This is a genomic window from Pseudomonas sp. NY15437 (assembly GCF_048068435.1).
In the GTDB taxonomy this organism is placed as follows: Bacteria; Pseudomonadota; Gammaproteobacteria; order Pseudomonadales; family Pseudomonadaceae; genus Pseudomonas; species Pseudomonas nitroreducens_B.
This window is the reverse complement of the sequence record NZ_JBLUQC010000002.1, coordinates 468,692-493,389: the sequence shown is the minus strand read 5'-3', so window position 1 is coordinate 493,389 and position 24,698 is coordinate 468,692. Positions and strand designations below refer to the sequence as shown.

At 65.0% G+C, this 24,698-nt stretch carries 22 protein-coding genes and 1 riboswitch; of the genes, 15 read left to right on the top strand and 7 right to left on the bottom strand.

Going from position 1 to position 24,698, the window contains the following annotated elements; genetic code table 11:
- Positions 1 to 213: 213 nt before the first annotated feature.
- From secA to ACNFIA_RS06315, 4 genes are all read left to right on the top strand, one after another.
- A complete protein-coding gene (gene secA, locus ACNFIA_RS06330; protein WP_259759412.1) occupies positions 214 to 2,967 on the top strand; it encodes a preprotein translocase subunit SecA in 2,754 nt (917 codons plus the stop codon).
- A gap of 105 nt (positions 2,968 to 3,072) precedes the next feature.
- Positions 3,073 to 4,290 carry a bifunctional glutamate N-acetyltransferase/amino-acid acetyltransferase ArgJ gene (argJ, locus tag ACNFIA_RS06325; protein ID WP_416783493.1) on the top strand — a complete coding sequence of 406 codons (1,218 nt, stop codon included), beginning with the start codon at positions 3,073 to 3,075 and terminating at the stop codon, positions 4,288 to 4,290.
- Positions 4,291 to 4,438: 148 nt separating this feature from the next.
- Positions 4,439 to 5,068, top strand: a complete 630-nt coding sequence (locus ACNFIA_RS06320; RefSeq protein ID WP_416783491.1) for a glutathione S-transferase family protein — start codon at positions 4,439 to 4,441, stop codon at positions 5,066 to 5,068.
- Positions 5,069 to 5,281: 213 nt separating this feature from the next.
- Positions 5,282 to 6,232: a Nudix family hydrolase gene (locus ACNFIA_RS06315; protein ID WP_416783489.1), complete on the top strand. Its 951-nt coding sequence runs from the start codon at positions 5,282 to 5,284 to the stop codon at positions 6,230 to 6,232.
- Positions 6,233 to 7,052: 820 nt separating this feature from the next.
- On the opposite strand, the gene ACNFIA_RS06310 is transcribed toward ACNFIA_RS06315, so the two are convergent.
- The 4 genes from ACNFIA_RS06310 to ACNFIA_RS06295 are packed head-to-tail and all read right to left on the bottom strand — an operon-like array spanning position 7,053 to position 11,655.
- The gene (locus ACNFIA_RS06310) at positions 7,053 to 7,625 is read right to left on the bottom strand and encodes a cob(I)yrinic acid a,c-diamide adenosyltransferase (RefSeq protein WP_416783488.1); all 573 of its coding nucleotides are present in this window, start codon (positions 7,623 to 7,625) and stop codon (positions 7,053 to 7,055) included.
- A gap of 3 nt (positions 7,626 to 7,628) precedes the next feature.
- A complete protein-coding gene (locus tag ACNFIA_RS06305; RefSeq protein ID WP_416783741.1) occupies positions 7,629 to 9,680 on the bottom strand; it encodes an ATP-binding protein in 2,052 nt (683 codons plus the stop codon).
- Between the two features lie 60 nt (positions 9,681 to 9,740).
- Positions 9,741 to 10,652 (bottom strand): putative 2-dehydropantoate 2-reductase, encoded by a 912-nt coding sequence (locus tag ACNFIA_RS06300; RefSeq protein ID WP_416783487.1) that lies wholly within the window; start codon positions 10,650 to 10,652, stop codon positions 9,741 to 9,743.
- 37 nt (positions 10,653 to 10,689) lie between these two features.
- The gene (locus ACNFIA_RS06295) at positions 10,690 to 11,655 is read right to left on the bottom strand and encodes a response regulator (protein WP_259759418.1); all 966 of its coding nucleotides are present in this window, start codon (positions 11,653 to 11,655) and stop codon (positions 10,690 to 10,692) included.
- Between the two features lie 159 nt (positions 11,656 to 11,814).
- Here ACNFIA_RS06295 and ACNFIA_RS06290 point away from each other — a divergent pair, with 159 nt between their 5' ends.
- Positions 11,815 to 12,294, top strand: coding sequence for a YajQ family cyclic di-GMP-binding protein (locus tag ACNFIA_RS06290; protein WP_259759419.1), 480 nt, complete (start codon positions 11,815 to 11,817; stop codon positions 12,292 to 12,294).
- Between the two features lie 139 nt (positions 12,295 to 12,433).
- Complete coding sequence (locus tag ACNFIA_RS06285) at positions 12,434 to 13,279, top strand: mechanosensitive ion channel family protein (protein ID WP_259759420.1); 846 nt, start codon at positions 12,434 to 12,436, stop codon at positions 13,277 to 13,279.
- Positions 13,280 to 13,348: 69 nt separating this feature from the next.
- Here ACNFIA_RS06285 and ACNFIA_RS06280 read toward each other — a convergent pair whose 3' ends face one another.
- Together ACNFIA_RS06280 and ACNFIA_RS06275 are read right to left on the bottom strand one after the other, a co-directional pair.
- A complete protein-coding gene (locus ACNFIA_RS06280) occupies positions 13,349 to 15,157 on the bottom strand; it encodes an AmpG family muropeptide MFS transporter (RefSeq protein WP_259759421.1) in 1,809 nt (602 codons plus the stop codon).
- Between the two features lie 40 nt (positions 15,158 to 15,197).
- Positions 15,198 to 15,572, bottom strand: a complete 375-nt coding sequence (locus ACNFIA_RS06275; RefSeq protein WP_259759422.1) for an MGMT family protein — start codon at positions 15,570 to 15,572, stop codon at positions 15,198 to 15,200.
- A gap of 193 nt (positions 15,573 to 15,765) precedes the next feature.
- On the opposite strand from ACNFIA_RS06275, the gene ACNFIA_RS06270 reads away from it, so the two are divergent.
- Positions 15,766 to 16,767, top strand: a complete 1,002-nt coding sequence (locus tag ACNFIA_RS06270) for a DUF481 domain-containing protein (protein ID WP_259759423.1) — start codon at positions 15,766 to 15,768, stop codon at positions 16,765 to 16,767.
- 133 nt (positions 16,768 to 16,900) lie between these two features.
- On the opposite strand, the gene ACNFIA_RS06265 is transcribed toward ACNFIA_RS06270, so the two are convergent.
- Entirely contained in the window at positions 16,901 to 17,659 is a 759-nt protein-coding gene (locus tag ACNFIA_RS06265; RefSeq protein WP_184589133.1) for an SDR family oxidoreductase, read from the bottom strand.
- 107 nt (positions 17,660 to 17,766) lie between these two features.
- Between ACNFIA_RS06265 and ACNFIA_RS06260 the strand changes: the two genes are divergently transcribed.
- The 8 genes from ACNFIA_RS06260 to ACNFIA_RS06225 all read left to right on the top strand — a co-directional run bounded on the left by ACNFIA_RS06260 (position 17,767) and on the right by ACNFIA_RS06225 (position 24,696).
- A complete protein-coding gene (locus ACNFIA_RS06260; RefSeq protein ID WP_416783485.1) occupies positions 17,767 to 18,504 on the top strand; it encodes a HugZ family protein in 738 nt (245 codons plus the stop codon).
- Positions 18,505 to 18,591: 87 nt separating this feature from the next.
- A complete protein-coding gene (locus ACNFIA_RS06255; protein ID WP_416783484.1) occupies positions 18,592 to 19,059 on the top strand; it encodes an FxsA family protein in 468 nt (155 codons plus the stop codon).
- A gap of 233 nt (positions 19,060 to 19,292) precedes the next feature.
- On the top strand, positions 19,293 to 19,586 hold the full coding sequence (locus tag ACNFIA_RS06250; protein ID WP_003094064.1) for a co-chaperone GroES: 294 nt from the start codon (positions 19,293 to 19,295) through the stop codon (positions 19,584 to 19,586).
- Between the two features lie 49 nt (positions 19,587 to 19,635).
- Positions 19,636 to 21,276 carry a chaperonin GroEL gene (groL, locus tag ACNFIA_RS06245; protein WP_207883835.1) on the top strand — a complete coding sequence of 547 codons (1,641 nt, stop codon included), beginning with the start codon at positions 19,636 to 19,638 and terminating at the stop codon, positions 21,274 to 21,276.
- A 73-nt stretch (positions 21,277 to 21,349) separates the two neighbouring features.
- Positions 21,350 to 21,412: riboswitch (Fluoride riboswitch) on the top strand.
- Positions 21,413 to 21,476: 64 nt separating this feature from the next.
- Positions 21,477 to 21,860, top strand: a complete 384-nt coding sequence (crcB, locus tag ACNFIA_RS06240) for a fluoride efflux transporter CrcB (protein WP_259759426.1) — start codon at positions 21,477 to 21,479, stop codon at positions 21,858 to 21,860.
- 134 nt (positions 21,861 to 21,994) lie between these two features.
- Positions 21,995 to 22,678 carry a response regulator transcription factor gene (locus tag ACNFIA_RS06235; RefSeq protein ID WP_081517514.1) on the top strand — a complete coding sequence of 228 codons (684 nt, stop codon included), beginning with the start codon at positions 21,995 to 21,997 and terminating at the stop codon, positions 22,676 to 22,678.
- Entirely contained in the window at positions 22,668 to 23,942 is a 1,275-nt protein-coding gene (locus tag ACNFIA_RS06230; RefSeq protein WP_259759427.1) for a sensor histidine kinase, read from the top strand. The genes ACNFIA_RS06235 and ACNFIA_RS06230 overlap by 11 nt, the downstream gene beginning before the upstream one ends.
- An 82-nt stretch (positions 23,943 to 24,024) precedes the next feature.
- On the top strand, positions 24,025 to 24,696 hold the full coding sequence (locus ACNFIA_RS06225) for a class I SAM-dependent methyltransferase (RefSeq protein WP_259759428.1): 672 nt from the start codon (positions 24,025 to 24,027) through the stop codon (positions 24,694 to 24,696).
- Positions 24,697 to 24,698: the final 2 nt, after the last annotated feature.

Genomic DNA, 24,698 nt, shown 5'->3' with positions numbered 1-24,698 from the left:
TTGCTCGTCCGCGTCACCATATCACCCACTCGGATGCAAAGTTGTCCGCCCATGCATTGCCCCCAAGCTCGCAGAATGCGAAGCTTCGGAGGATGACTTCGGCACTTTTTTCCCGATAGTTTCCGGGTAGAATGCCCGCTTCATTGCCGTTCCGCGCCGCGGCCAGCCAGTCGGGCAGCCCTCCAATTCTCCAGTTCGGATGACCCAGTCGATATGTTTGCGCCTTTGTTGAAAAAACTCTTTGGAAGCAAGAACGAGCGCGAAGTGAAGCGCATGGTCAAGCAGGTCCAGGCCATCAATGCACTCGAGCCGCAGATGGTTCCGCTTTCCGATGAGCAACTCAAGGCCAAGACCGAGGAGTTCAAGGCGCGCCTGGCCAAGGGCGAGACCCTCGACCAGATCCTTCCCGAAGCGTTCGCCGTCGCCCGTGAGGCCGGCAAGCGCGTGATGGGCATGCGCCACTTCGACGTCCAGCTGATCGGCGGCATGACCCTGCACGAAGGCAAGATCGCCGAGATGCGTACCGGTGAGGGCAAGACCCTCGTGGGTACCCTGGCCGTCTACCTGAACGCCCTGGCTGGCAAAGGCGTGCACGTGGTCACCGTGAACGACTACCTGGCCCGCCGCGACGCCAACTGGATGCGTCCGCTGTATGAATTCCTCGGCCTGACCGTTGGCATCGTCAGCCCGTTCCAGCCGCCGGAAGAGAAGCGCGCTGCCTACGCCTCCGACATCACCTACGGCACCAACAACGAATTCGGTTTCGACTACCTGCGCGACAACATGGCGTTCAGCCTGGAAGACAAGTTCCAGCGCGAGCTGAACTTCGCCGTGGTCGACGAAGTGGACTCCATCCTCATCGACGAGGCGCGGACTCCGCTGATCATCTCCGGCCAGGCCGAAGACAGCTCCGAGCTGTACATCAAGATCAACAAGCTGATCCCGCGCCTGAAGCGCCACATCGAGGAAGTCGAAGGCCAGGTGACCCAGCAGGGCCACTACAGCATCGACGAGAAGACCCGCCAGGTCGAACTCAACGAGCAGGGCCACGCCTACGTCGAGGAGCTGCTGACCCAGAACGGCCTGCTGGCCGAGGGCGAGAGCCTCTACTCGGCGCACAACCTCAGCCTGCTGACCCACGTCTACGCCGCGCTGCGCGCCCACACCCTGTTCCACCGCAACGTGGAATACATCGTCCAGGGTGACCAGGTCCTGCTGATCGACGAGCACACCGGCCGGACCATGCCGGGCCGCCGCCTCTCCGAGGGCCTGCACCAGGCCATCGAGGCGAAGGAGAACCTGCCGATCCAGGCCGAGAGCCAGACCCTGGCTTCGACCACCTTCCAGAACTACTTCCGCCTCTACACCAAGCTGGCCGGCATGACCGGCACCGCCGACACCGAGGCCTTCGAATTCCGCCAGACCTACGGCCTGGACGTGGTGGTGATCCCGACCCACCGCCCGGTCGCCCGTAAGGACTTCAACGACCTGGTCTACCTGACCCAGGACGAGAAGTACGCCGCCATCATCACCGATGTGCAGCAGTGCCAGGCGCTGGGCCGCCCGGTCCTCGTCGGTACCGCGTCGGTCGAGACGTCCGAATATGTGTCGCAGCTGCTGCAGAACGCCGGCATCGAGCACAAGGTACTGAACGCCAAGTACCACGAGAAGGAAGCCGAGATCATCGCCCAGGCCGGTCGTCCGGGTGCGGTCACCATCGCCACCAACATGGCCGGTCGTGGTACCGACATCCTGCTGGGCGGCAACTGGGAAGTGGAAGTCGCCGCGCTGGAGAACCCCACCGACGAGCAGGTCGCGCAGATCAAGGCCGACTGGCAGAAGCGCCACCAGCAGGTCATCGAGTCGGGCGGCCTGCACGTGATCGCCTCCGAGCGCCACGAATCCCGCCGTATCGACAACCAGCTGCGCGGCCGTGCCGGCCGTCAGGGCGACCCGGGTTCCAGCCGCTTCTACCTGTCGCTGGAAGACCACCTGATGCGCATCTTCGCCTCCGACCGGGTGAAGAACTTCATGAAGGCCCTCGGCATGCAGCCGGGCGAGGCGATCGAGCACCGCATGGTGACCAACGCTATCGAGAAGGCCCAGCGCAAGGTCGAAGGCCGCAACTTCGACATCCGTAAACAACTGCTGGAGTTCGACGACGTCGCCAACGAGCAGCGCAAGGTGATCTACCACATGCGCAACACCCTGCTCGCCGCCGACAACATCGGCGAGACCATCGTCGAATTCCGCGAAGAGACCCTGAACAACACCGTCAGCGAGCACATTCCGCCGCAGTCGCTGCCCGAGCAGTGGGACGTCGCCGGCCTGGAAGCCGCGCTGTACAGCGATTTCGGCCTCAAGCTGCCGATCCAGCAATGGCTCGACGAAGACGACAAGCTGTACGAGGAAACCCTGCGCGAGAAGATCCTCGCCGAGCTGGTCGCCGCCTACAACGAGAAGGAAGACCTCGCCGGCGCCGAAGCCCTGCGCACCTTCGAGAAGCAGATGCTGCTGCGCGTGCTGGACGACCTGTGGAAGGACCACCTGTCCACCATGGATCACCTGCGCCACGGCATCCACCTGCGCGGTTACGCGCAGAAGAACCCCAAGCAGGAGTACAAGCGCGAGTCCTTCAACCTGTTCCAGGACCTGCTGAACTCCATCAAGCGCGACACCATCCGCGTGCTGTCCTTCGTCCAGGTCCGCCGCGAAGACCCGGCCGAGGAAGAAGCCCGCCTGCGCCGCGAGGCCGAGGAAATGGCCAAGCGCATGCAGTTCCAGCATGCCGCCGCGCCGTCCATGGACCAGGTCACCAGCGAGCCGGAAGAGGGCGAGCTGCCGGACGTCGCCGACAATGTCGTGCCGATGGAACCAGTGCGCAACGAGGCGAAGATCGGCCGCAACGAGCCCTGCCCGTGCGGTTCGGGCAAGAAGTACAAGCACTGCCACGGTCAGGTGGAATAACGCCTCCCGACCTTGCTACCGACGCCGCGACCGGCCCTGCCGCTCGCGGCGTTTTTCACATCTGATCCACTGATTTGATTCACTGACTAGATAGGAGCGCGCCACATGGCTGTTGGTCTCGGCCCCATGTCCACCCTGCACCCGGTCCCCGGTTTCGAACTCGGCATCGCCTCTGCCGGCATCAAACGACCCGGCCGCAAGGACATCGTGGTGATGCGCTGCGCCGAAGGCTCCACCGTGGCGGGTGTGTTCACCACCAACGCCTTCTGCGCCGCTCCGGTGATCCTGGCGCGCAAGCGCTTCCTCGGCCCGGTGCGCTACCTGCTGACCAACACCGGCAACGCCAACGCCGGCACCGGCGAATCGGGCCTGGCCAACGCCACCCGCACCTGCGCCAAGCTGGCCGAGCTGGCTGGCGTGCCGGAAAACGCCGTGCTGCCGTACTCCACCGGCGTGATCGGCGAGCCGCTGCCGGTCGAGAAGATCGAAGCCGCGCTGCCCGCTGCGCTGACCAACCTGTCCGTGGATAACTGGGCCGACGCCGCCGCCGGCATCATGACCACCGACACCCTGCCCAAGGGCGCTAGCCGCCAGTTCCAGCACGATGGCGTGACCATCACCGTCACCGGCATCAGCAAGGGCGCCGGCATGATCAAGCCGAACATGGCCACCATGCTGGGTTACATCGCCACCGACGCCAAGGTTGCCCAGGGCGTGCTGCAGGACCTGCTGCGCGACGCGGCGAACAAGTCCTTCAACCGCATCACCATCGACGGCGATACCTCCACCAACGACTGCTGCATGCTGATCGCCACCGGCCAGGCGGCGCTGCCGGAAATCACCTCCGCCAGCGGCGCACTGTTCGCCGCGCTGAAGCAGGCCGTGCTGGAAGTCTCCATGGAACTGGCCCAGGCCATCGTCCGTGACGGCGAGGGCGCCACCAAGTTCGTCACCGTGCAGGTGAACGGCGGCGCAACGCACCAGGAGTGCCTGGACGTCGGCTACGCCGTGTCCCACTCGCCGCTGATCAAGACCGCACTGTTCGCCTCCGACCCGAACTGGGGCCGCATCCTTGCCGCCGTGGGCCGCGCCGGCGTGCCGGACCTGGACGTGAGTCTGATCGACGTGTACCTGGACGACGTCGCCATCGCCAGCCGCGGCGGCCGCGCCGCCAGCTATACCGAGGACCAGGGCGCCAGGGTCATGGCCCAGGAAGAGATCACCATCCGCATCGATCTGGGCCGTGGCACCTGCAGCGAGACCATCTGGACCACCGACCTGTCCCACGAGTACGTGAAGATCAACGCCGAATACCGCACCTGATCTCTGCGTAGCGCTGGCGCAAGAACCTGCGCCGGCGCCTCGTTCCTCTCGGATTCCCGATTTTCATGGATGGATGAAAATCGGGAATTTGTTTTCATGGCTGCCGCGCTCTAAGGTCTGCTGACTGACCTTCACGAGCATCGCGTCCATGTCCCTCACCCTGATCATCGGCAGCAAGAATTTCTCCTCCTGGTCCCTGCGCGGCTGGCTGGCCATGCAACTCACCGGCGCTAAGTTCGAGGAAATCCTCATTCCCCTGGGCGGCCAGGACACTGCGCGGCGCATCCGCGAGCACTCGCCCAGCGGCAAGGTGCCGGCGCTCAAGTGCGAGCACGGGCTGATCTGGGATTCCCTGTCGATCGCCGAATACCTCGCCGAACGCTTCCCCGAAGCCCACCTCTGGCCCTGCGGCGAAGCGGCCCGCGCCCTGGCGCGCACGGTCTGCGCCGAGATGCACAGCGGCTTCATGGCGCTGCGCTCGCACATGCCCATGGATATCCAGCGCAACCAGCCGCTGGTCGAGGTGCCCGAAGCGGTGGAGGCGGACATCGCCCGCATCGTCGAACTCTGGGCTCTGTGTCGCCGGCAGTTCGGCCAGGACGGCCCGTTCCTGTTCGGCCACGCCAGCATCGCCGATGCCTTCTACGCGCCGGTCGCCACCCGCCTGCGCAGCTATTGCGTGACGCTGCCCATCGAGGCGCAGAACTACGTGGATGCGATCTACGCCTGGCCGGCCTTCCGCCCGTGGCTGGAGGCGGCGATGGTCGAACGCGCCTGAAGCCGCGCGCCAATGACGGTAGAATGCCCGCAATACCCAATTACGATCTGCTGCGCGTCGCAATAGCTGCGTTGAAATCGGTTTCGGGATGCTCATTTACTGCCTGTAAACTGCGCTCCCTCAATCGATGTCGCCTTGCTCTTCCCTGGCTCGCGAGATCGTAAACAGGTCCTGTGCGCGGGCCCTGCCTGAATCGGATTGAGGAGTAGCACTGTGAAACGAGTACATGTCGCCGCCGCCGTGATTCGCGGACTCGATGGCCGGGTGCTGATCGCCCGGCGTCCGGACGACAAGCACCAGGGCGGTCTGTGGGAGTTTCCCGGTGGCAAGGTCGAGGAGGGCGAAGCGGTGCAGGTCGCCCTGGCGCGCGAGCTGAAGGAAGAGCTGGGCATAGACGTCGAGCAGGCGCGGCCGCTGATTCGCGTGCAGCACGACTACAGCGACAAGCATGTGCTGCTGGATGTCTGGGAGGTCTCTGCCTTCTCCGGCGAGCCCCATGGCGCCGAGGGCCAGCCGTTGGCCTGGGTCGCTCCGCGTGACCTGCCGGACTACGAGTTCCCCGCCGCCAACCAGCCCATCGTGCAGGCTGCGCGCCTGCCGGATCGCTACCTGATCACCCCGGACGGCCTGGAAATCCCGCAACTGGTGCAGGGCGTGCGCGCTGCGATCGCCAGCGGCATCCGCCTGGTCCAGCTGCGCGCACCGAACATGTACAGCCCCGAGTACCGTGACCTTGCCGTCGACGTACAAGGTCTGTGCGCCGGCAAGGCGCAGCTGATGCTCAAGGGCCCGCTGGAGTGGCTGGGCGACTTCCCGGCGGCTGGCTGGCACCTGACCTCCGAGCAGCTGCGCAAGTACGCGCCCAACGGCCGGCCGTTCCCCCGCGAGCGGCTGCTGGCAGCCTCCTGCCATAGCGCCGAAGAGTTGCAGCTGGCGGCGCGCATGGGCGTGGATTTCGTCACCTTGTCGCCGGTGCAGCCCACCGAGAGCCATCCGGGTGAGCCGGCGCTGGGGTGGGAGGCGGCGGCGGAGCTGATCGATGGCTTCAACCAGCCGGTGTTCCTTTTGGGGGGCGTCGGCCCGCAGGACGTCGAGCGCGCCTGGCAGGCTGGCGCGCAGGGCGTGGCGGGGATCCGGGCGTTCTGGCCGAAGAGCGAAGGCTGATCCGGCGTTGAACTGACGGCTCTTCGTAGGAGCGAGCTTGCTCGCGAACCGCACGGTAATGCAGCGGGGTCTGTTCGCGAGCAAGCTCGCTCCTACAATCTGGCGCCACGCTCTGTCGTGTCCCGGCAATGACGGGTTCCGCCGCGATGGATTTCGCGGACAAGGTCCGCCCCTACACCCGCCGGCGGCGTTGAAATTCCCCTGTAGGAGCGGGCCATGCCCGCGATCGCGCGCATGGCGCGCTCCTACAAGGTGGCGCCATGCTCTGTCGTGTCCCGGTAATGACAGATCCCGACGCGATGGATTCGCGGACAAGGTCCGCTCCTACACCAGCCGGCGGCGTTGACGCTCTCTGTAGGAGCGGGCCATGCCCGCGATCGCGCGCATGGCGCGCTCCTACAAGGTGGCGCCAGGCTCTGTCGTGTCCCGGTAATGACAGGTTCCGCCGCGACGGATTTCGCGGACAGGGTCCGCTCCTACACCAGCCGGCGGCGTTGACGCTCCCTGTAGGAGCGGGCCATGCCCGCGATCGCGCGCATGGCGCGCTCCTATAACGTGGCGCTACGCTCTGGCGTGTCCCGGTAATGACAGATTCTGCCGCGACGGATTTCGCGGACAAGGTCCGCTCCTACACCCGCCGGCAGCGTTGACGTTCTCTGTAGGAGCGGGCCGTGCCCGCGATCGCGCGCATGGCGCGCTCCTACAAGGTGGCGCCATGCTCCGTCGTGCCGCGGCAATGACGGGGTCCGCCGCGATGGATTTAGCGGACAAGGTCCGCTCCTACGCCAGGAGCCTGGCACCGGCGCTCCTGCGGTTGCGATCAGGCGGGCTTTTCGGCGGCCTGCCAGAGAATCTCTTCCACGCCCTGGCGCTTCGCAATGAAGCGTGCGGCGACGAACAGCAGGTCGGATAGCCGGTTCAGGTAACGCAGGCCCGCGCCTTCCAGCGGTTCCTCGGCATTGAGTTGCTGGCAGCGGCGTTCGGCGTTGCGCGCCTGGGCGCGGCACAGGTGGGCGAGGGCAACCAGGCGCGAGCCACCGGGCAGGATGAAGTTCTTCAGCGGCCCGAGCTCTTCGTTCCAGCGGTCGATCACCTGCTCCAGGCGCTCCACTTCCGCGTCGTTCAGCGCTCGGTACTCCGGCATCGCCAACTCGCCGCCGAGGTCGAACAGGCGGTGCTGGATCGGCGCCAGAACACCGATCGCTTCTTCCAGCGCACTGCTGCGCGCCTCATGCAAGCCGGCCAGCAGCAGGCCGAGGTGGCTGTTCAGCTCGTCCACCGCGCCCATGGCTTCCACCCGCGGGTGGTGCTTGGGCACGCGGCGGCCGTCGGCCAGACCGGTTTCCCCGGCGTCGCCGGTGCGGGTGTAGATCTTCGACAGTCGGTTGCCCATGGCTCAATGCTCCTTGTCGCCCTGCGCCAGCAGCGGCAGCGGCGGGGAAATCTCGGCGCCCAGCGGGAGACGGATGGTGAAGCAGGTGCCCACGCCCAGCTCGGACTGCACCTCCATCTGCCCCTTGTGGTTGTTGGTGACGATGAAGTACGAGACCGACAGGCCCAGCCCAGTGCCCTGGCCGACCTCCTTGGTGGTGAAGAACGGCTCGAAGATGCGCTTGCGCACGTTCTCCGGCATGCCACAGCCGTTGTCCTCCACCTGGATTTCCGCCCACGGCGGGTTGAGCCGGGTGCGCAGGGTGATGCGGCCGAGTTCGCCTTCTTCCTCGTCGTCACGCTGGTGGATGGCCTGGGCGCCGTTCTTCAACAGGTTGAGCAGTACCTGCTCAATCTCGTTGGCGATCACCGGCACCGGCCCCAGGCGCGGATCGTACTCGTGGACGATGTCCAGCGACTTGAAATCGAAGCCGCCGGTGAGGTCGAAGTCGTTGCCGGCGATCTCCACCGCCTGTTCCAGCAGCGCGGGCAGCTCGCAGGCGGCCATCTGGCGGTGGCTGCGGCGGCTGAAGGAGAGCATGTGGCTGACGATCTTCGCCGCCCGGGAGCCGGCGTACTGGATGCCGTCCAGCAGCTTGGGAATCTCCCGCGCTTCGAGGTAGTGGTTGAGATCGTCCAGGCGCACGCCGACTTCGCCGGCCACTTCGAGGTTCTTGGTCAGGTCGGGCGACAGGCGCCGGCGGATGTTCTGCACGTTGTGCAGGATCGCCCCCAGCGGGTTGTTGATTTCGTGCGCCATGCCAGCCGCGAGGCCGCCGACGGAGAGCATCTTCTCCGATTGCACCATCATTTCTTCCATGCCCAGGCGGTCGGTGATGTCGTCGATGCGGATCACCGCGCCACGGCCGGTGCCGCCCATCAGTGGGTAGAAGGTCAGGGCGTAGTGCCGCGGGGTGTCGGTGAGGGCCCAGGTCACCCGCTCGACGCGCTCGACCTTGTGCTGCTCGGCGGCGCGGGTGAGCTGCGGCAGGAAGGGTTTGAGCGAGGGGAAGGCGAGGAACACCGGCTGGTTCACGGCGTCGTCCAGGCTGGTGCCGGAAAGCTGGCTGGCTTCCTGGTTCCACTGGGTGACGTAGAGCTGTTCGTCCACCGCGATCAGCGCCGAGGGCATGGAGTCGATGATGCTGTTGAGGTAGTGCTGGAAACCGGTGAGTTTCTTCTCGATCTTGCTGCGCACCTGCACTTCCAGCTCGAGCTTGCGGTTCGAGCGGCGGGTTTCCTCGGCCAGCGACTGGGCCTGCTCCACGGCCTCCTGGGCGTCGTCGCGGGCGCGCTTGAGCTGGTGCTCGCGGGCTTCGATGCGCGTCAGCATGGTGTTGAAGGCGTCGGCCAGGCGGCCGATCTCGTCGGCGTTGCCGCGCTCGGCGCGCAGGGCGTAGTTCTCCTCGCGCGTCACCTGGCGCGAGAGTTCTTCCAGGCTGCGGATCGGCCGGGTGATCAGGCGGCGGATCTGCTGGGCGATGAGCAGCCAGAGCAGCACCGACACGGCGAGAATCACCAGGCTGGCGGTGAGCGTGCCGGTGTAGAAGGCGCCGGGCAGCTCGCTGCTGGCCACCAGCAGCAGGTAACCGCTGTTGCGCCCGGCCTGGGGCAATTCGAACAGAGCGTTGAGGCGGTATTCGTGCTCGCGCCAGCGTTCCAGGTGGTCCAGGCGCTCGGGCAGCGCCACCGGCCCGTTGCCCGGTGTCTGGGCGATGCGCTCGCCATTGCTGTCGTACAGCGCGGCGGCGCGCAGCGGCTGGTAGTCATCCAGCTGGCGCAGCAGCACCTGGGCCTGGGTGGGCGAGGAGAGCGCCGGCTCGCTGAGCGCCGGGTTGGCGATCAGCCGGCCGATGGTCTGCAGGGCCTGGGGGGCGACGCTGTCCTGGGAGATCCAGTAGGCCGCGCTGATGAAGGCGAGGTTGGCGACCAGCATGACGGTCGCCAGCAGCACCAGCAGGGCGGCGAGGATTTTCTGGCCGACCGGCAGGTCTTCCAGGCGCTGGCGCAGGTTCATGGGAGAAGGCATGGGCGCGTCAAAGAGAAAATCAGGGGAGGCGGGCAGGGTAGCCCGCCATCAGTCGTCGGGCAATCCACGTGCCACCAGGTAGGCCCGCAGCCGTTCGTGCAGGGCGCGCAGCCGCGGCAGTGCCAGGTGCAGGCGGTCGCCCTCGCGGCAGGCATGGCCGAGCAGGTAGGCGATCTCGCTGCGCCGGCCCTGGGCGACGTCCTGGTACATGGAGGAGAAGTTCGCGGCCGTGGCGCTGATGACCCGCTCCACCTCGGCCTGAAGCTCCCGTGCGGCGGCGGAGTAACCGGCGGCATGCAGCAGCTGGCCGAGTTCGTCGCAGAGCCCGGCGACTTCGCCGGGGTGGCCGGCCAGTTCGCCGTTGCGGCACTGGTGCAGCACGGTGAGCGGGTTGATCGCGCAGTTCAGCGCGAGCTTGCGCCACAGGCGTTCGAGGATGTCGTCGCTCCACTGCGCGGGAATCTCTGCCCGGTGCAGGTCCGCCAGCCAGGTGGGCGCGGGGCCGCCCTGTTCGTCGCCCAGCCAGGTCTTGCCCTTGCCGGCGAACACCACGCGGAAATCGGCTTCGCGGAAGGCGCCTTCGGTACTGGAGGCATACAGGCAGCGGGCGCGTGGCAGGTGGGCGCTGACCGCCTGCTGGCTGCCCAGGCCGTTCTGCAGCAGGATCAGTTCGGCGCCCGGCGCCAGCCGTGCGGCCACGCTGGCGGCGGCGGATTCGGCATCGTAGGCCTTGCAGGCCAGCAGCAGGCGCTGGATCGGCGCGCCCTGGGCGGCGGTTTCCGCGGGAATGGGGTAGAGGCTCGCGCGGCCGTCTTCCACCAGGGTGATGCCGCCCAGGGCGCGGTAGGCATTGAGGCGCTGGCGGTCGCGCAGCAGCAGGCGCACCGGCAGGCCGGCGCGGGACAGGCGGGCGGCCCACAGGCAACCGAGGCTGCCGGCGCCGAGGATAGTCCAGGTCATGGGGGAAACTTCGCGGTTGAAGGGCTTACCGCGAAGTTTAGCGCAGGCCGGTCAGGCGGCTGGCGTTGATTCGTCCGCTGGCGAAGGCGTCGGGCAGCAGGGTGCGACCCTGCTGCATCACCTGCTCGACGTCCAGCGGCAGTGCCTTGGCGTCCAGGCCGACCAGGCTGATACCGGCCTTGAGGGTGATGAAGCCTTCGCTGGTCTTGAAGGCCTTCAGGTTCAAGCCTTCGTGCAGGCGGCGGAAGCTGCTGGGGGAGCATTCCTGCAGGTCTTCGAGCAGGGTGATCAGGGCGAAGTGCTGGCTGTCCAGGCGCGCCAGGACATCCAGCGGTCGCACCAGTTGCTGCAGGCGCCGGGCGACGCCGTGCAGCAGCTCGTTCTGGAACGGCTGGCCGTGCCTGTGCCCGAGTTCGGCCACCTCCGGCAGGCCGATCAGCATGTAGCACACCGCGCCGCCGCGGGATTCCACCTGGCGGATGCTGTCGGCCAGCTTCTGCTTGAGGTAGCGCTGGTTGCCCAGGCCGGTGGCGCTGTCCACCAGGTTGCGCTCCTCCAGGCTGGTGATGTTCTCGGTGAGCAGGCGGTTTTCCATCAGCAGGCGCTGCAGCGTGTTGCTCAGGCGGTCGGCGGCGAGCACGCGGGGCACCAGTTGCTCGTTCATCGACGACTTGCTGACGAAGTCGTCCACGCCACGGTCGAAGGCCTCGGCCAGGGCGTTGTCGCCCTCCTTGCCGGTGAGCAGGATGATGTAGGTGTAGTGGTCGCCGCTTTCGTCGAGCTGGCGCACCCGCGCGGTCAGCTCCAGGCCGTCCATCTCCGGCATCAGCCAGTCGGCGAGCAGCACGCTCACCGGCTCCTTTTCCAGCAGGTCGAGCGCTTCGCTGGCGCTGCTGGCGAAGCGCACGTTCTGGTAGCCGGCCTGGCTCAGCGCGCGACCGATCATGGCGCTGGAGAACTTGGCATCGTCGACCACCAGGATGCTGAGATGGTTGGTTGGCATGGAAAGGATTGTCTCGCAACGGGTGGGAAATGCCGACTCTCGGTGTCAGAGGCCGGGCGCGGTCTTGTCTGTCAGTTATAATGACCGCGCATTTTTATCGTCAAGCCAGGCGCGATGCTGACTGTGAACCGCATCGCGCCGTCCATCTGGAGAGATGTCATGCCTTCGTTCGACGTGGTGTCCGAACTGGACAAACACGAACTGACCAACGCCCTGGATAACGCTGCCAAGGAACTGGACCGCCGTTTCGACCTGAAGGGCAAGTGCAGCTTCGAAACCAAGGACAAGTCCGTCACCCTGACCGCCGAGGCGGATTTCATGCTCGAGCAGATGCTCGACATTCTTCGCTCCAGCCTGGTCAAGCGCAAGATCGATGTGCAGTGCATCGAGACCAAGGACCCCTTCGCCTCGGGCAAGGTGGTCAAGCAGGAAGTGAACTTCCGCGAGGGCATCGACAAGGATCTGGCGAAGAAGATCGTCGCCCTGATCAAGGACAAGAAGCTCAAGGTCCAGGCCGCCATCCAGGGCGAGCAGGTGCGCGTCACCGGCAAGAAGCGCGACGACCTGCAGGAAGCCATCGCGCTGCTGCGCGGCGAATCCCTCGGCATGCCGCTGCAGTTCAACAATTTCCGCGACTGATTCACTGCCTGACCACCGCAGCGGAACCTCATCGCCCGGGCGACGTCGCAATTAAGTGTCGCTCGGCGAACACCCGACCGCCATGGCTTGCCATGGCGGTTTTGTTTTTGAAATGGCAATAGACAAGGGGCCTGCATCCATGGATATGAATTACGAGCACATCGTCAACAGTGCGGAGGCCTGGACGCCCGTCGTCCTGGCCTATCTGGGCAACGCCTTGCTGGCGCTGCTGACCCTGCTGATCGGCTGGTGGGTGATCAACCTGTTCACCAATCGCGTGGGCGGGCTGCTGTCCACCAAGCACGTGGACAAGACGCTGCAGGGCTTCATCGGCAGCATGGTGAACATCATCCTGAAGATCCTGCTGATGGTCAGCGTGGCCTCGATGATCGGCATCCAGACCACCAGTTTCGTCGCCGCCATCGGCGCCGCCGGCCTGGCCATCGGCCTGGCGCTGCAGGGCAGCCTGTCGAACTTCGCCGGCGGGGTGCTGATCCTGCTGTTCCGCCCGTTCAAGATCGGCGACTGGATCGAGGCCCAGGGCGTCTCCGGCACCGTGGACAACATCATGATCTTCCACACCGTGCTGCGCACCGGTGACAACCGCACTGTCATCGTGCCCAACGGCGCGCTGTCCAATGGCATCATCACCAACACCTCGACCCAGACCACCCGCCAGGTGACCTTCGACGTGAAGCTCGCCTTCGACGCCGACCTGGATGGCGCGCGCGCCATTCTCAAGGAACTGGCCGAGGATCCCCGCGTGCTCAAGTCGCCGGCGCCGGTGGTGGTGGTCGCGGGCCTGGGTGAGAACTCGGTGACGCTGTCGCTGCGCCTGTGGACGGCCAATTCGGACTATTGGGCCGTCACCTTCATGCTCAACGAGCAGGTGCGCCAGCGTCTGCGCGACGCCGGTATCGACCTGGCACCGAACAAGGTGGTGCGCGTGGTCAAGGGCGAAGAGGGCTCCGTGCTGGCGGATTGATCTCCAGCAGGAACGAAAAAGGCCGGCGATTGCCGGCCTTTTTCATGGGCGCTGGAGCCTGCGCGGCGCTCAGTGACGTTCGGCGCTGGCCTGTGGCGCCGGCGCCTCGGTCGCTTCCTCGGCGCCGCCGTTGGTCATGTCGCCGCGATTGTGCAGCCACAGCCAGCCGATCAGCAGCAGCGTGGGGACGCCGAGCAGGCCGGTGAAGAAGAAGAAGTGCTCGTAACCCATGCTCTCGACCATCGCGCCGGAATAGCCGCCGATGAAGCGCGGCAGCAGCAGCATGGTGGAGCTGAGCATGGCGTACTGGGTGGCGGAGAACTTCAGGTTGGTCAGGCTCGACAGGTAGGCGACGAAGGCCGAGGTGGCGAGGCCGCCGCTGAAGTTGTCGAGCATGATGGTCACCACCAGCATGGTGACGTGGGGCTCCAGCACCTTGAGCAGGGCGAAGACGTTCTGCCCCATCAGGTGCGGGTCGTCGATCGCGCCCATCTGCGCCAGGACGGCGAACAGCAGGTTGGTCGCCGCCGATGCCGCGCCGCCGATGAACAGGATCGGCAGGATGCTGAAGCGGGCGATCAGCACGCCGCCGGCCGCCGCGCCGATCAGGGTCATGACCACGCCGAACAGCTTGCTGACCGTGGCGATGGTGTCCTTGGAGAAGCCCATGTCGATGTAGAACACGCTGGCCATGGTGCCCATGACGGTGTCGGACATGCGATAGGTGGAGATCAGCCCGAGCAGCAACAGCGCCTGCCAGCGGTAGCGGCGGACGAATTCGGTGATCGGCGTCAGCACCGGCGCCATCAGCAGGCGGCCGGGGGCGGAAATACAGCTCAGGGCGATCAGCAGGTAGAGGATGGCGAGCCACCATTTGCCGCCTTCGACCATGTTGATGAACGCGGTACCGGTGACCAGCAGGATGATCAGCACGATCACCGAGACGGCCTGGTGGACGAAGTCGAACTGCGGCAGGCCGCGCCCGTGCACGGCCAGCAACAGCGGGCGGCGGACCTTCGACAGCAGCTCGCGCACCGGGCGGATCTGCCGGCGGCCGTGGGGCGTCATGCACACGCCGATGAAGATCGCGTACAGCGCGGCGCGCGGCCAGGCCTGGGCGGTCAGCGCGGTGAGCATGGCCGGCACGGAGATCAGCAGCACCAGCAGGGTCAGCACCGAGAGCAACTGGTGGTTGAAGGCGAACGCCGAGCTGCCGGCCTGCGGTTGCACGTTCACCGGCGGCTCTTTCATCAGCAGGGTGGTGATCAGGCCGGGCAGGATGGCCAGGGAGCACACCGCATAGGTCAGCGCCCAGGCCGACTGGCTGTAGTGCAGGGCGCTGGAGCCGGCCCATTCGGCAAGGAACAGCACGCCAGCGGTGGCGAACAGCACGGCGACCCGGTAACCGGTCATGTAGCAGGCGGCGAGGGCGGCCTGGCGGGTGTTCTCGGCGATTTCCAGGCGGTAGGCATCGATGGCGATGTCCTGGGTGGCCGAGGCGAACGCCACCACCATGGCCAGGGCGATCAGCCAGTTGAGGTGCGCTTGCGGGTTGCACAGGGCCATGCCGAGCAGGCCGAGGGCGATCAGCCCCTGGGAGAACACCAGCCAGGAGCGGCGGCGGCCGAGGCGCCCGATGAAGGGCAGGCGCCACTGGTCGAGCATGGGCGACCACACCCACTTGAAGGCGTACACCAGCCCGATCCAGCTGGCGAATCCGATGGTTTCCCGGGCGACACCCGCTTCACGCAACCACACCGAGAGAGTGGAGAGCACCAGCATGTACGGCAGGCCGGCGGCGAATCCCAGCAGCAAAAGCGCGAGGCTGGCGGGAGACTTGTAGGCAATCCATGCCTCTCGCCAGGAATGCTCTTTCATGGGGTGTTTTCCAGCAGGTCAAAAATTCTCGCGAACTTTACTAGGACTGCTCGCCGCTAGGCCAGCCGTGCCGACGTATGTCCACCCGATCGTTATGGATTCTGACACCCTCCGCACGTAAACGTGCGCGCTGCTCGTTACCCGAGACGCTGCCCAGGGGCAGGCTGATGCGTCCGCCGGCGGCGATCACGCGGTGCCACGGCAGGCGCGTGCCCTCCGGCAACTGGCTGAGGATGCGTCCTACAAGCCGCGCGGAGCGGCCCAGCCCGGCGAGCCGGGCGACGTCGCCATAGGTGATGACGCACCCTTCGGGCACCTGGGCGATCACCAGGAAAATCGCCTCGCGACGCACCTGCAGGCTTTCCAGGCCGAGGTCGGCAGTCGGGGTGTTGGCCGGGAGCTTGGGTGTGGGCATCGAATGCACCGTGGCAGAGGGGCTGACGCTCAGGATATCGGCTGGCGCAGGTCTGACAAGACGAGACATCTGTCAGACCCTTCCGTCAGTCATTGTGAACTCCCTGCACCTGAGCCGGTCAGTCGTTGCTCTCGCGTCGGGCTTCTGGATAATGCCCGGCTTTTTGCCCATTCAATCCAGTTGAATTTGACTCATGTTCCCCAGAACCCTGCTCTCCCTTGCCCTCGCGTCCTGCTCCCTGTCCGCCCTTGCCGACACCGTCTGGCTGAAGAATGGCGACCGCCTCAGCGGCACCATCAAGCTGTATGACGGCGGCAAGCTGCTGCTGGCGACCGACTATGGCGGGGAGATCACCCTGAAGGCGGACAAGATCAAGACGCTGGAAACCGACCAGAACCTGCTGGTGAAATACGACGAGGAAAACGGCGAGCACTCCAAGGGCCTGAAGGCGTCCGACCAGGGCAAGGTCACGCTGGTCAACGGTGAGGCACGCACGGTGGAGCTGGCCAAGATCGAGCAGATGATGCCGCCCAAGCCGATCCTGGAAGACTGGGTATGGACCGGCAACGTCGACTTCTCCCTGGACCACAAGCGCGCCGAGAACGATGTCGAGGACTACGACATCGACTTCAAGACCAACGCCCGCCACGGCCGCTGGCGCCACAACCTGCAGGGCGAGTACAACCGCGAGAAGAAGAACGAGTCGGTCAGCACCAACAACTACTCGGCCGAGTACGCGCTGGACCGCTTCCTCGACGAGCACTGGTTCTGGCAGGGCCAGGCGCAGTACAAGCGCGACTGGGTCGAGGACCTGCAGAAGAAACGCACCCTGGGTACCGGCCCCGGCTACCAGTTCTGGGACAACGAGCTGGGCGCGTTCTCCCTGGCCACCCTGGTCAACCGCAACGACTACGAATTCGTCGACGACGAGAAGTCGCACTTCTACAGCACCAGCCTGAAGTGGGACTACAACCGTTACCTGCTGGCCAAGCAGTTCGAGCTGTTCACCAACGGCGAAGTCAGCAAGCCGCTGGAGTCCAACGTCGACTACGAACTGGAGAGCGAGGCGGGCCTGCGCTACAAGCTCACCTCCTGGGCATCCCTGAGCCTGAAGGCCGAGTGGGACAAGCTCAGCGGCAACGATGGCGACGTCAACGAACGTCGCTACACCCTGGGGCTGGGGGTGGGCTGGTAGGCCGTATACCTGTAGCAGCGAGCTTGCTCGCGAAGCTTTCAACTCCGGTACGGGGTCTGTTCGCGAGCAAGCTCGCTCCTGCAAAAGCACAAAAAAGCCCCGCACTGGCGGGGCTTTTTCATGGGCGGGCGGATTACAGGCGCAGGCCGCCGTCCAGCTCCAGCACGCGGCCGGTGTAGTAGTCGTTCTCGAGGATGTAGGCCACCGAGTGGGCGATCTCCAGCGGCTTGCCCAGGCGCTTGAGCGGGATGCCGGCGGTCATTTTCTCCAGGGCCTCGGGCTTCATGCTGGCGACCATGTCGGTCTCGATGAAGCCCGGTGCCACGCCCGCCACGCGGATGCCGTAGCGCGCCAGCTCCTTCGCCCACACCACGGTGTCGGCGGCAACGCCGGCCTTGGCCGCGGAATAGTTGGCCTGGCCCATGTTGCCGGCGCGGGAAATGGAGGAAATGTTGACGATCGCGCCTTCGTTCTTCAGCTCGATCATCTTCGCCGCCACTTCGCGGGTGCAGAGGAACACGCCGGTCAGGTTGACGTCGATCACCGCCTGCCATTGCGCCAGGCTCATCTTGGACAGCTCGCCGTCCTTGACCTTGATGGTCAGGCCGTCGCGCAGGATACCGGCGTTGTTGACCAGGCCGTTGATGGCGCCGAAGTCGCTGGCGACCTGGGCCACCATGTGGGTAACCTGTTCTTCATTGGCGACGTTGCAGATATAGGCACGGGCGTCACCGCCGGCGGCCTTGCAGGCAGTCACGGCTTCGTCCAGTTTTTCGGCATTGAGGTCAACCAGCGCGACGCGCGCGCCCTTGCCGGAGAGGTACTCGCCCATGGCGCGGCCCAGGCCCTGGCAGCCACCGGTGATGATGATGACCTTGTCTTTCAATTGCATCGGAACAACCCCACGAACAGTTTCTGGTGAAAGGCCCCGCCGGCAGCTGTGCACAGAGTCAGTCCTGCCCGTCCGTTTACGACGGATTCTTTGCGAGGAGTCATAAGTTGAGCGTGAAAGCTGCCAAGCATGCCCGAGAACTGCTGCTCAAGGAATACCGCGGCGTTCTCTCCACCCACTCGAAAAAGTGGCCCGGCTTCCCCTTCGGTTCCGTCGTGCCGTACTGCCTGGACGAGGCGGGCCGCCCGCTGATCCTGATCAGCCGCATCGCCCAGCACACCCATAACCTGCAGATGGACGGCAAGTGCTCGTTGCTCATCGGCGAGCGCGGCGTCGACGACATCCAGGCCGCCGGCCGCCTGACCCTGCTGGCCGAGGCGCTGCTGATCGAAGACGTCGACGCCATCGCCGGCGCCGCCGAGCGCTATTACCGCTACTTCCCCGGCTCGCAGGACTACCACATCGTCCACGACTTCGATTTCTGGGTGCTGGAGCCGGTGCAGTGGCGCTTCATCGGCGGTTTCGGCGATATCCACTGGCTGGGGGCCAACAGCGTGCCGCTGGCCAATCCCTTCGTCGGCGAGACGGAAAAAAGCATGGTCGAGCACATGAACAGCGACCACGCCAACGCCATTGCGCACTACGTCGAACTGGCCGGCCTGCCCGCCGACAAGGAACCGCAACTGGCGGGAATTGATACCGAAGGTTTCCACCTGCGCATCGGCCAGGGCCTGCATTGGCTGCCGTTCCCGACGCCGTGCGGCAATGCCGGCGCGGTGCGCCAGGCGCTGGTGCAGCTCGCCAGGGCGGACGCCTGGCCGGGCAACGAGGTGATCCAGGCCTAGCAAGCCTTGGTCATTCCCTTGAAAAGGGCGCGGGGCGTCGCCACCTAGCTTTCTACCCGGGCAATGACCCCGCCAAGGATTTTTTCAATGCGAGTTCCCCTGTTCCTGATTCTGCTCTTCCCGCTGATCGAACTGGCCGTGATGATCAAGGTCGGCAGCGTGATCGGCGTGGGCTGGACCCTGCTGCTGATCATCGCCGGCGCCTTCATCGGCGCGGCGGTGCTGCGTGTGGCCGGCGTCGCCACCGCACTGCGCGCCCGCGAGCGCCTCAACCGCGGCGAACTGCCCGAGCAGGAGATGCTCGAAGGCCTGGTCATCGCCCTGGGCGGTGGCCTGCTGATGCTGCCGGGCTTCATCAGCGATGTGGTCGGCCTGCTCTGCCTGATTCCCTTCACCCGCCGCCTGATGCTGGGCCGCGTGCGCCAGCGCATGCAGGAGCAGGCCGAGCGCCGCCGCGCCTTTGCCGACGATCCGGCTGCCCAGCAGCGTGGCGGCCCCAGCGTGATCGAAGGCGAGTACCAGCGCCGCGAGGAAGACCGCGACCGCTTGCGTTGAGCCGGAGCGGCGTCGGCCGCTTTGCGCACCCCGCCTGCAAAAATTTTTTCGTCACACCCTTGAAATGCCTTGTAGCGACCTTATGTACCGGTCACCGCAAGGTCCCTGTCTACGACAGGCTGCTCTTTTCGCGACTCGCCCGTCGAGTCGCAAACCGGCGCCGCCGGATTCAACAAAACCTGCCGGACATCGATCCGGCCGTTGGAAATCACTGTTTTGGGAGAGTTACGACTATGAAGCTTCGTCCTCTGCATGATCGCGTCGTTATCCGTCGCAGCGAGGAAGAGACCAAGACCGCAGGCGGCATCGTGCTGCCGGGTTCTGCCGCCGAAAAACCGAACCGTGGCGAAGTGGTCGCCGTCGGCACCGGTCGCGTGCTGGACAACGGTGAAGTTCGCGCTCTGGCAGTGAAAGTGGGTGACAAGGTGGTCTTCGGCCCGTACTCGGGCAGCAACGCCATCAAGGTCGACGGTGAAGAGCTGCTGGTGATGGGCGAGTCCGAGATCCTCGCCGTCCTGGAAGACTGATTCCCGCGTCCAATCCAACCCACTGAATTCGATTTAGAGGAAACAGAACATGGCTGCTAAAGAAGTTAAGTTCGGCGATTCCGCCCGCAAGAAAATGCTGGTTGGCGTAAACGTCCTGGCCGACGCGGTTAAAGCGACCCTGGGCCCGAAAGGCCGTAACGTCATCCTGGACAAGAGCTTCGGCGCTCCGACCATCACCAAGGACGGCGTTTCCGTCGCCAAGGAAATCGAACTCAAAGACAAGTTCGAGAACATGGGCGCCCAGTTGGTGAAAGACGTTGCCTCCAAGGCCAACGACGCTGCCGGTGACGGCACCACCACCGCTACCGTCCTGGCCCAGGCCATCGTCAACGAAGGCCTGAAGGCCGTCGCTGCCGGCATGAACCCGATGGACCTCAAGCGCGGCATCGACAAGGCCACCGTGGCCATCGTTGCCCAGCTGAAGGACCTGGCCAAGCCGTGCGCCGACACCAAGGCCATCGCCCAGGTCGGCACCATCTCCGCCAACTCCGACGAATCCATCGGCAACATCATTGCCGAAGCCATGGAAAAAGTCGGTAAAGAAGGCGTGATCACCGTTGAAGAAGGCTCGGGCCTGGAAAACGAACTGTCCGTCGTAGAAGGCATGCAGTTCGACCGCGGCTACCTGTCCCCCTACTTCATCAACAAGCCGGACACCATGGTGGCCGAGCTCGACGGCCCGCTGCTGCTGCTGGTCGACAAGAAGATCTCCAACATCCGCGAAATGCTGCCGGTCCTGGAAGCCGTTGCCAAAGCTGGCCGTCCGCTGCTGATCGTGGCTGAAGACGTCGAAGGCGAAGCCCTGGCTACCCTGGTCGTCAACAACATGCGCGGCATCGTCAAGGTCGCGGCCGTCAAGGCTCCGGGCTTCGGCGACCGCCGCAAGGCCATGCTGCAGGACATCGCCATCCTGACCGGCGGCACCGTCATCTCCGAAGAAGTCGGTCTGAGCCTGGAAGGCGCCACCCTGGAGCACCTGGGTAACGCCAAGCGCGTGGTTCTGAGCAAAGAAAACACCACCATCATCGATGGCGCTGGCGCTCAAGCCGACATCGAAGCTCGCGTCCTGCAGATCCGCAAGCAGGTCGAAGAGACTTCCTCCGACTACGACCGTGAGAAGCTGCAAGAGCGCCTGGCCAAGCTGGCTGGCGGTGTTGCCGTGATCAAGGTTGGCGCTGCCACCGAAGTCGAGATGAAAGAGAAGAAAGCCCGCGTTGAAGACGCCCTGCACGCTACCCGCGCTGCAGTGGAAGAAGGCGTGGTGCCTGGCGGCGGCGTCGCCCTGGTTCGTGCTCTGCAAGCCATCGAAGGCCTGAAGGGCGACAACGAAGACCAGAACGTCGGTATCGCCCTGCTGCGCCGCGCTGTTGAAGCGCCGCTGCGCCAGATCGTTGCCAACTCCGGCGACGAGCCGAGCGTGGTGGTCGACAAGGTCAAGCAAGGTTCGGGCAACTTCGGCTACAACGCCGCGACCGGCGTGTACGGCGACATGATCGAGATGGGTATCCTCGATCCGGCCAAGGTCACCCGTTCGGCTCTGCAAGCTGCTGCTTCCATCGGCGGCCTGATGGTCACCACCGAAGCCATGGTTGCCGAAGTGGTCGACGACAAAGCCGCTCCGGCCATGCCGGACATGGGCGGCATGGGCGGCATGGGCGGCATGATGTAAGCCACCCGGCACCTGCTGTACGAAAGAGCCCCGCCCAGGCGGGGCTTTTTCATGGGCGGCGGATATGCCAGACTGCGCCGCAGGAGATGGCATTCCTCCTTCAACCGCCCTCGTGGCTGATGATGCCTACGCATTGACCTGGAAAGGCGCGTAGGCGCATGCCTGCAGCCTGTCCAAGCCACCTTCCCCAGGACAGGACCATGTGGAAATCCATTCTCGCCGTCTCCCTCGGAGCCGCCCTCGGTGCACTGCTGCGCTGGGTACTCGGGCTCAAGCTCAACACCCTCCTGCCATCCATGCCGCCGGGCACGGTGGTCGCCAACCTGGTCGGCGGCTACATCATCGGCGCGGCCATCGCCTTCTTCGCCAACTCGCCTGGCCTGGCGCCAGAATGGCGGTTGCTGATCATCACCGGCTTCTGTGGCGGCCTCACCACCTTCTCGACCTTCTCCGCGGAAGTCGTCGTGCTGCTGCAACAGGGCCGGCTCGCCTGGGCGATGGGCACCATCGCCACGCATCTGGCCGGCTCCCTGCTGATGACCCTGGCCGGGCTCTGGTCGGTGCAGACGTTGATGGGGCGCTAGGTCTGGAGATTTCGCAAAGCGAGACGTGGTACAGCGGTGAAGGATTCACCGGAGGAATGTGAAAATTCCGTCAAAGGCGCTTAAGTTCCATTTAAGCTGGTTAGGCTAGTGTGCACTGCGTTCGAGGAGAGCCTATGCGCATTCTTTTGGTTGAAGACAATCGGGACATCCTGGCCAACATGGCCGACTACCTGGGGCTCAAGGGCTACACGGTGGATTGCGCCCAGGACGGCCTGTCCGGATTGCACCTGGCGGCGACGTCGCACTACGACCTGATCGTACTGGACGTGATGCTGCCCGGGCTGGACGGTTTCACCCTGTGCCGCCGCCTGCGCGAAGACGCGCGCCGCGACACCCCGGTGATCATGCTCACCGCCCGCGATCAGCTGGATGACCGCCTGCAAGGCTTCCGCTCCGGCGCCGACGATTACCTGCTCAAACCCTTCGCCCTGTCCGAGCTGGCCGCCCGCATCGAAGCCGTGCTGCGCCGTAGCCAGGGGGGGGGGCGCCGCGAGCTGCAGGTCGCCGACCTGAGCTACAACCTCGATACCCTCGAAGTGAACCGCGCCGGTAAACCCCTCAAGCTCAACCCCATCGGCCTCAAGCTGCTGGCCGTGCTGATGCAGAAGAGCCCGCACGTGGTACGCCGCGACGTGCTCGAGGAAGCCGTGTGGGGCGACGATTGCCCCGACAGCGACAGCCTGCGCAGCCACGTGCACCAGTTGCGCCAGGTGATCGACAAACCCTTCGCATCCTCCCTGCTGCACACGGTGCATGGCGTCGGCTACAAGCTGGCGGAGGAAGCGCATGGAGTATAAGCAGAGCCTTTCCCGACGGATTGTCTTTGCCTTCGTACTCATGACCGCCGCCGTTGGTGGCCTGTTTTCGGTGGGAATCGTCGGCGTCGTCCACATCGTCGAGGAGCGCCTGATCTCCCGCGACCTGGGCGGCGAGCTGGACCGCATCATCAATGAGGACCTGGGCAACGGCCAGGCGCCCAAGCTCGACCCGGGCATGCGCTTCTTCATCAGCGATGGCGTCGGCGTCTACGCCATGCCGCCGGCGCTGCGCCGGCTGGATGCCGGGTTCCATGAAGTGTTCGACGGCGAGCTGTCGTTCCACGCACTGACGCGGGACATCGACGGTCGCCGCTTCGTCCTGCTGCAGGACCAGAGCGATTTCGAGGCCCGCGAGCAGATTCTGTATGCCGCCGTGGTCACGGGCTACGTGCTCAGCCTGGCCTTGTCCGGGCTGCTCGGCTGGCTGCTGGCGCGCAAGGTCATGGAGCCGGTGTCGCGTCTGGCGCGGCAGGTTCGCCACCGTGACCAGCTGCTGGAGCTGGCGCCGCCCATGTCGCCGGACTACGCCAATGACGAAGTGGGTGAGCTGGCGGCCGCCTTCGATTACGCCATGGGGCGGCTGCACGACGTGCTGACCCGGGAAAAGCTGTTTACCAGCGACGTCAGCCATGAGCTGCGCACGCCGCTGATGGTGATCGCCACCAGCTGCGAATTGCTGGCGGAGGAGCCGGGGCTCAGCGCCCGCGCCCGCGCCCAGCTGGCGCGAATGAGCGGCGCCTGCGAGGAAATGCGCGATCTGGTACAGACCTTCCTGATGCTGGCGCGGGCCCAGCGCAAGGACATGGCCATCGTGCCCCAGGCCGGGTTGCGGCAGATCGGTGACGAGCTGGTCGCGCAGTGGCGGGGGCCTATCGAGGCGAAAGGCCTGACGTTGGAATACGACGCGAAACAGGAGATGCCCGGACAATTCAATGGGCCTTTCCTGCGCTCGGTAATGAGCAATTTATTGCGCAATGCCATGCATTACACCGAAACCGGCAGCATCCGCTTACAACTTGGCCCGAACGGATTCTGGGTCGAAGACACCGGCGCCGGCATCCCCGAAGAGCAGCGTGAGCGCGTCTTCCAACCTTTTGTCCGCGGCCAGAACCCGCGTGGCGAGGGGCTTGGGCTGGGGCTGTCGCTGGTCAAGCGGATCTGCGCCTCCGAAGGCTGGGACGTCACCCTGCGTCCGGTCGAACCCCATGGCTGTCGCTTCGAAGTTCGCCTAGCCGTGGTTTGACGAAATCTTCACAAGTGCATGACCCGGCTGTGACAGGCTGGTTCGTATCGTTCGCCCTGAATTCGGGAAAGGTATTAATCCGATGACTGAAAAATCCGTCGACCTGGAGTTCTCCCAAAAGTACGACCGGCAACACGCAGAGCGTTACCTGCGCAAGCACCAGGCCGGACTCTCCAGGAAACTTTCCCATTGGCGCGATGTCCAGATAGGCCGCCAGGCGCTCAAGCTGGCCGGGCAACCCAACCTGGTACTCGACCTGCCGTGCGGCGCCGGTCGCTTCTGGCCGATGCTGGCGGAAAAGGAGAACCGGGTGATCATCGGGGCAGACAATTCCCCCGACATGATCGCGGTCGCCTGTGCCGGTCAACCGAATGAGGTTGTAAAACGCGTCCGACCTTTGCAGACTTCCGCGTTTGCCATTGACCTTCCGGACAATGCCGTCGACAGCATCTTCTCGATGCGCCTGATGCACCACATCGGCGAATCGGATGACCGTTTGACGATGTTGCGCGAATTTCACCGCGTAACGCGCGATTCGGTGATCCTGTCGATGTGGGTCGATGGCAACTTCAAGTCCTGGAAACGTGCACGCGCCGAGGCAACTCGCAAGAAGCACACCTACCAGAACCGCTTCGTGATTCCTGCCAAGACCATCGAGGCGGAGTTCCGCCAGGCTGGTTTCAAGGTTCAGGATCACATTGATTTCGTCCCGCTCATCCATATGTGGCGGGTCTACATTCTGCGTAAGGAGTGATG

Bases quoted from the DNA above. Each gene is read 5' to 3' on its own strand.
- secA (WP_259759412.1), top strand. From the start codon at position 214: ATGTTTGCGCCTTTGTTGAAAAAACTCTTTGGAAGCAAGAACGAGCGC.
- argJ (WP_416783493.1), top strand. From the start codon at position 3,073: ATGGCTGTTGGTCTCGGCCCCATGTCCACCCTGCACCCGGTCCCCGGT.
- ACNFIA_RS06320 (WP_416783491.1), top strand. From the start codon at position 4,439: ATGTCCCTCACCCTGATCATCGGCAGCAAGAATTTCTCCTCCTGGTCC.
- ACNFIA_RS06310 (WP_416783488.1), bottom strand. From the start codon at position 7,625: ATGGGCAACCGACTGTCGAAGATCTACACCCGCACCGGCGACGCCGGG.
- ACNFIA_RS06305 (WP_416783741.1), bottom strand. From the start codon at position 9,680: ATGAACCTGCGCCAGCGCCTGGAAGACCTGCCGGTCGGCCAGAAAATC.
- ACNFIA_RS06300 (WP_416783487.1), bottom strand. From the start codon at position 10,652: ATGACCTGGACTATCCTCGGCGCCGGCAGCCTCGGTTGCCTGTGGGCC.
- ACNFIA_RS06295 (WP_259759418.1), bottom strand. From the start codon at position 11,655: ATGCCAACCAACCATCTCAGCATCCTGGTGGTCGACGATGCCAAGTTC.
- ACNFIA_RS06290 (WP_259759419.1), top strand. From the start codon at position 11,815: ATGCCTTCGTTCGACGTGGTGTCCGAACTGGACAAACACGAACTGACC.
- ACNFIA_RS06285 (WP_259759420.1), top strand. From the start codon at position 12,434: ATGGATATGAATTACGAGCACATCGTCAACAGTGCGGAGGCCTGGACG.
- ACNFIA_RS06280 (WP_259759421.1), bottom strand. From the start codon at position 15,157: ATGAAAGAGCATTCCTGGCGAGAGGCATGGATTGCCTACAAGTCTCCC.
- ACNFIA_RS06275 (WP_259759422.1), bottom strand. From the start codon at position 15,572: ATGCCCACACCCAAGCTCCCGGCCAACACCCCGACTGCCGACCTCGGC.
- ACNFIA_RS06270 (WP_259759423.1), top strand. From the start codon at position 15,766: ATGTTCCCCAGAACCCTGCTCTCCCTTGCCCTCGCGTCCTGCTCCCTG.
- ACNFIA_RS06265 (WP_184589133.1), bottom strand. From the start codon at position 17,659: ATGCAATTGAAAGACAAGGTCATCATCATCACCGGTGGCTGCCAGGGC.
- ACNFIA_RS06255 (WP_416783484.1), top strand. From the start codon at position 18,592: ATGCGAGTTCCCCTGTTCCTGATTCTGCTCTTCCCGCTGATCGAACTG.
- ACNFIA_RS06250 (WP_003094064.1), top strand. From the start codon at position 19,293: ATGAAGCTTCGTCCTCTGCATGATCGCGTCGTTATCCGTCGCAGCGAG.
- groL (WP_207883835.1), top strand. From the start codon at position 19,636: ATGGCTGCTAAAGAAGTTAAGTTCGGCGATTCCGCCCGCAAGAAAATG.
- crcB (WP_259759426.1), top strand. From the start codon at position 21,477: ATGTGGAAATCCATTCTCGCCGTCTCCCTCGGAGCCGCCCTCGGTGCA.
- ACNFIA_RS06235 (WP_081517514.1), top strand. From the start codon at position 21,995: ATGCGCATTCTTTTGGTTGAAGACAATCGGGACATCCTGGCCAACATG.
- ACNFIA_RS06230 (WP_259759427.1), top strand. From the start codon at position 22,668: ATGGAGTATAAGCAGAGCCTTTCCCGACGGATTGTCTTTGCCTTCGTA.
- ACNFIA_RS06225 (WP_259759428.1), top strand. From the start codon at position 24,025: ATGACTGAAAAATCCGTCGACCTGGAGTTCTCCCAAAAGTACGACCGG.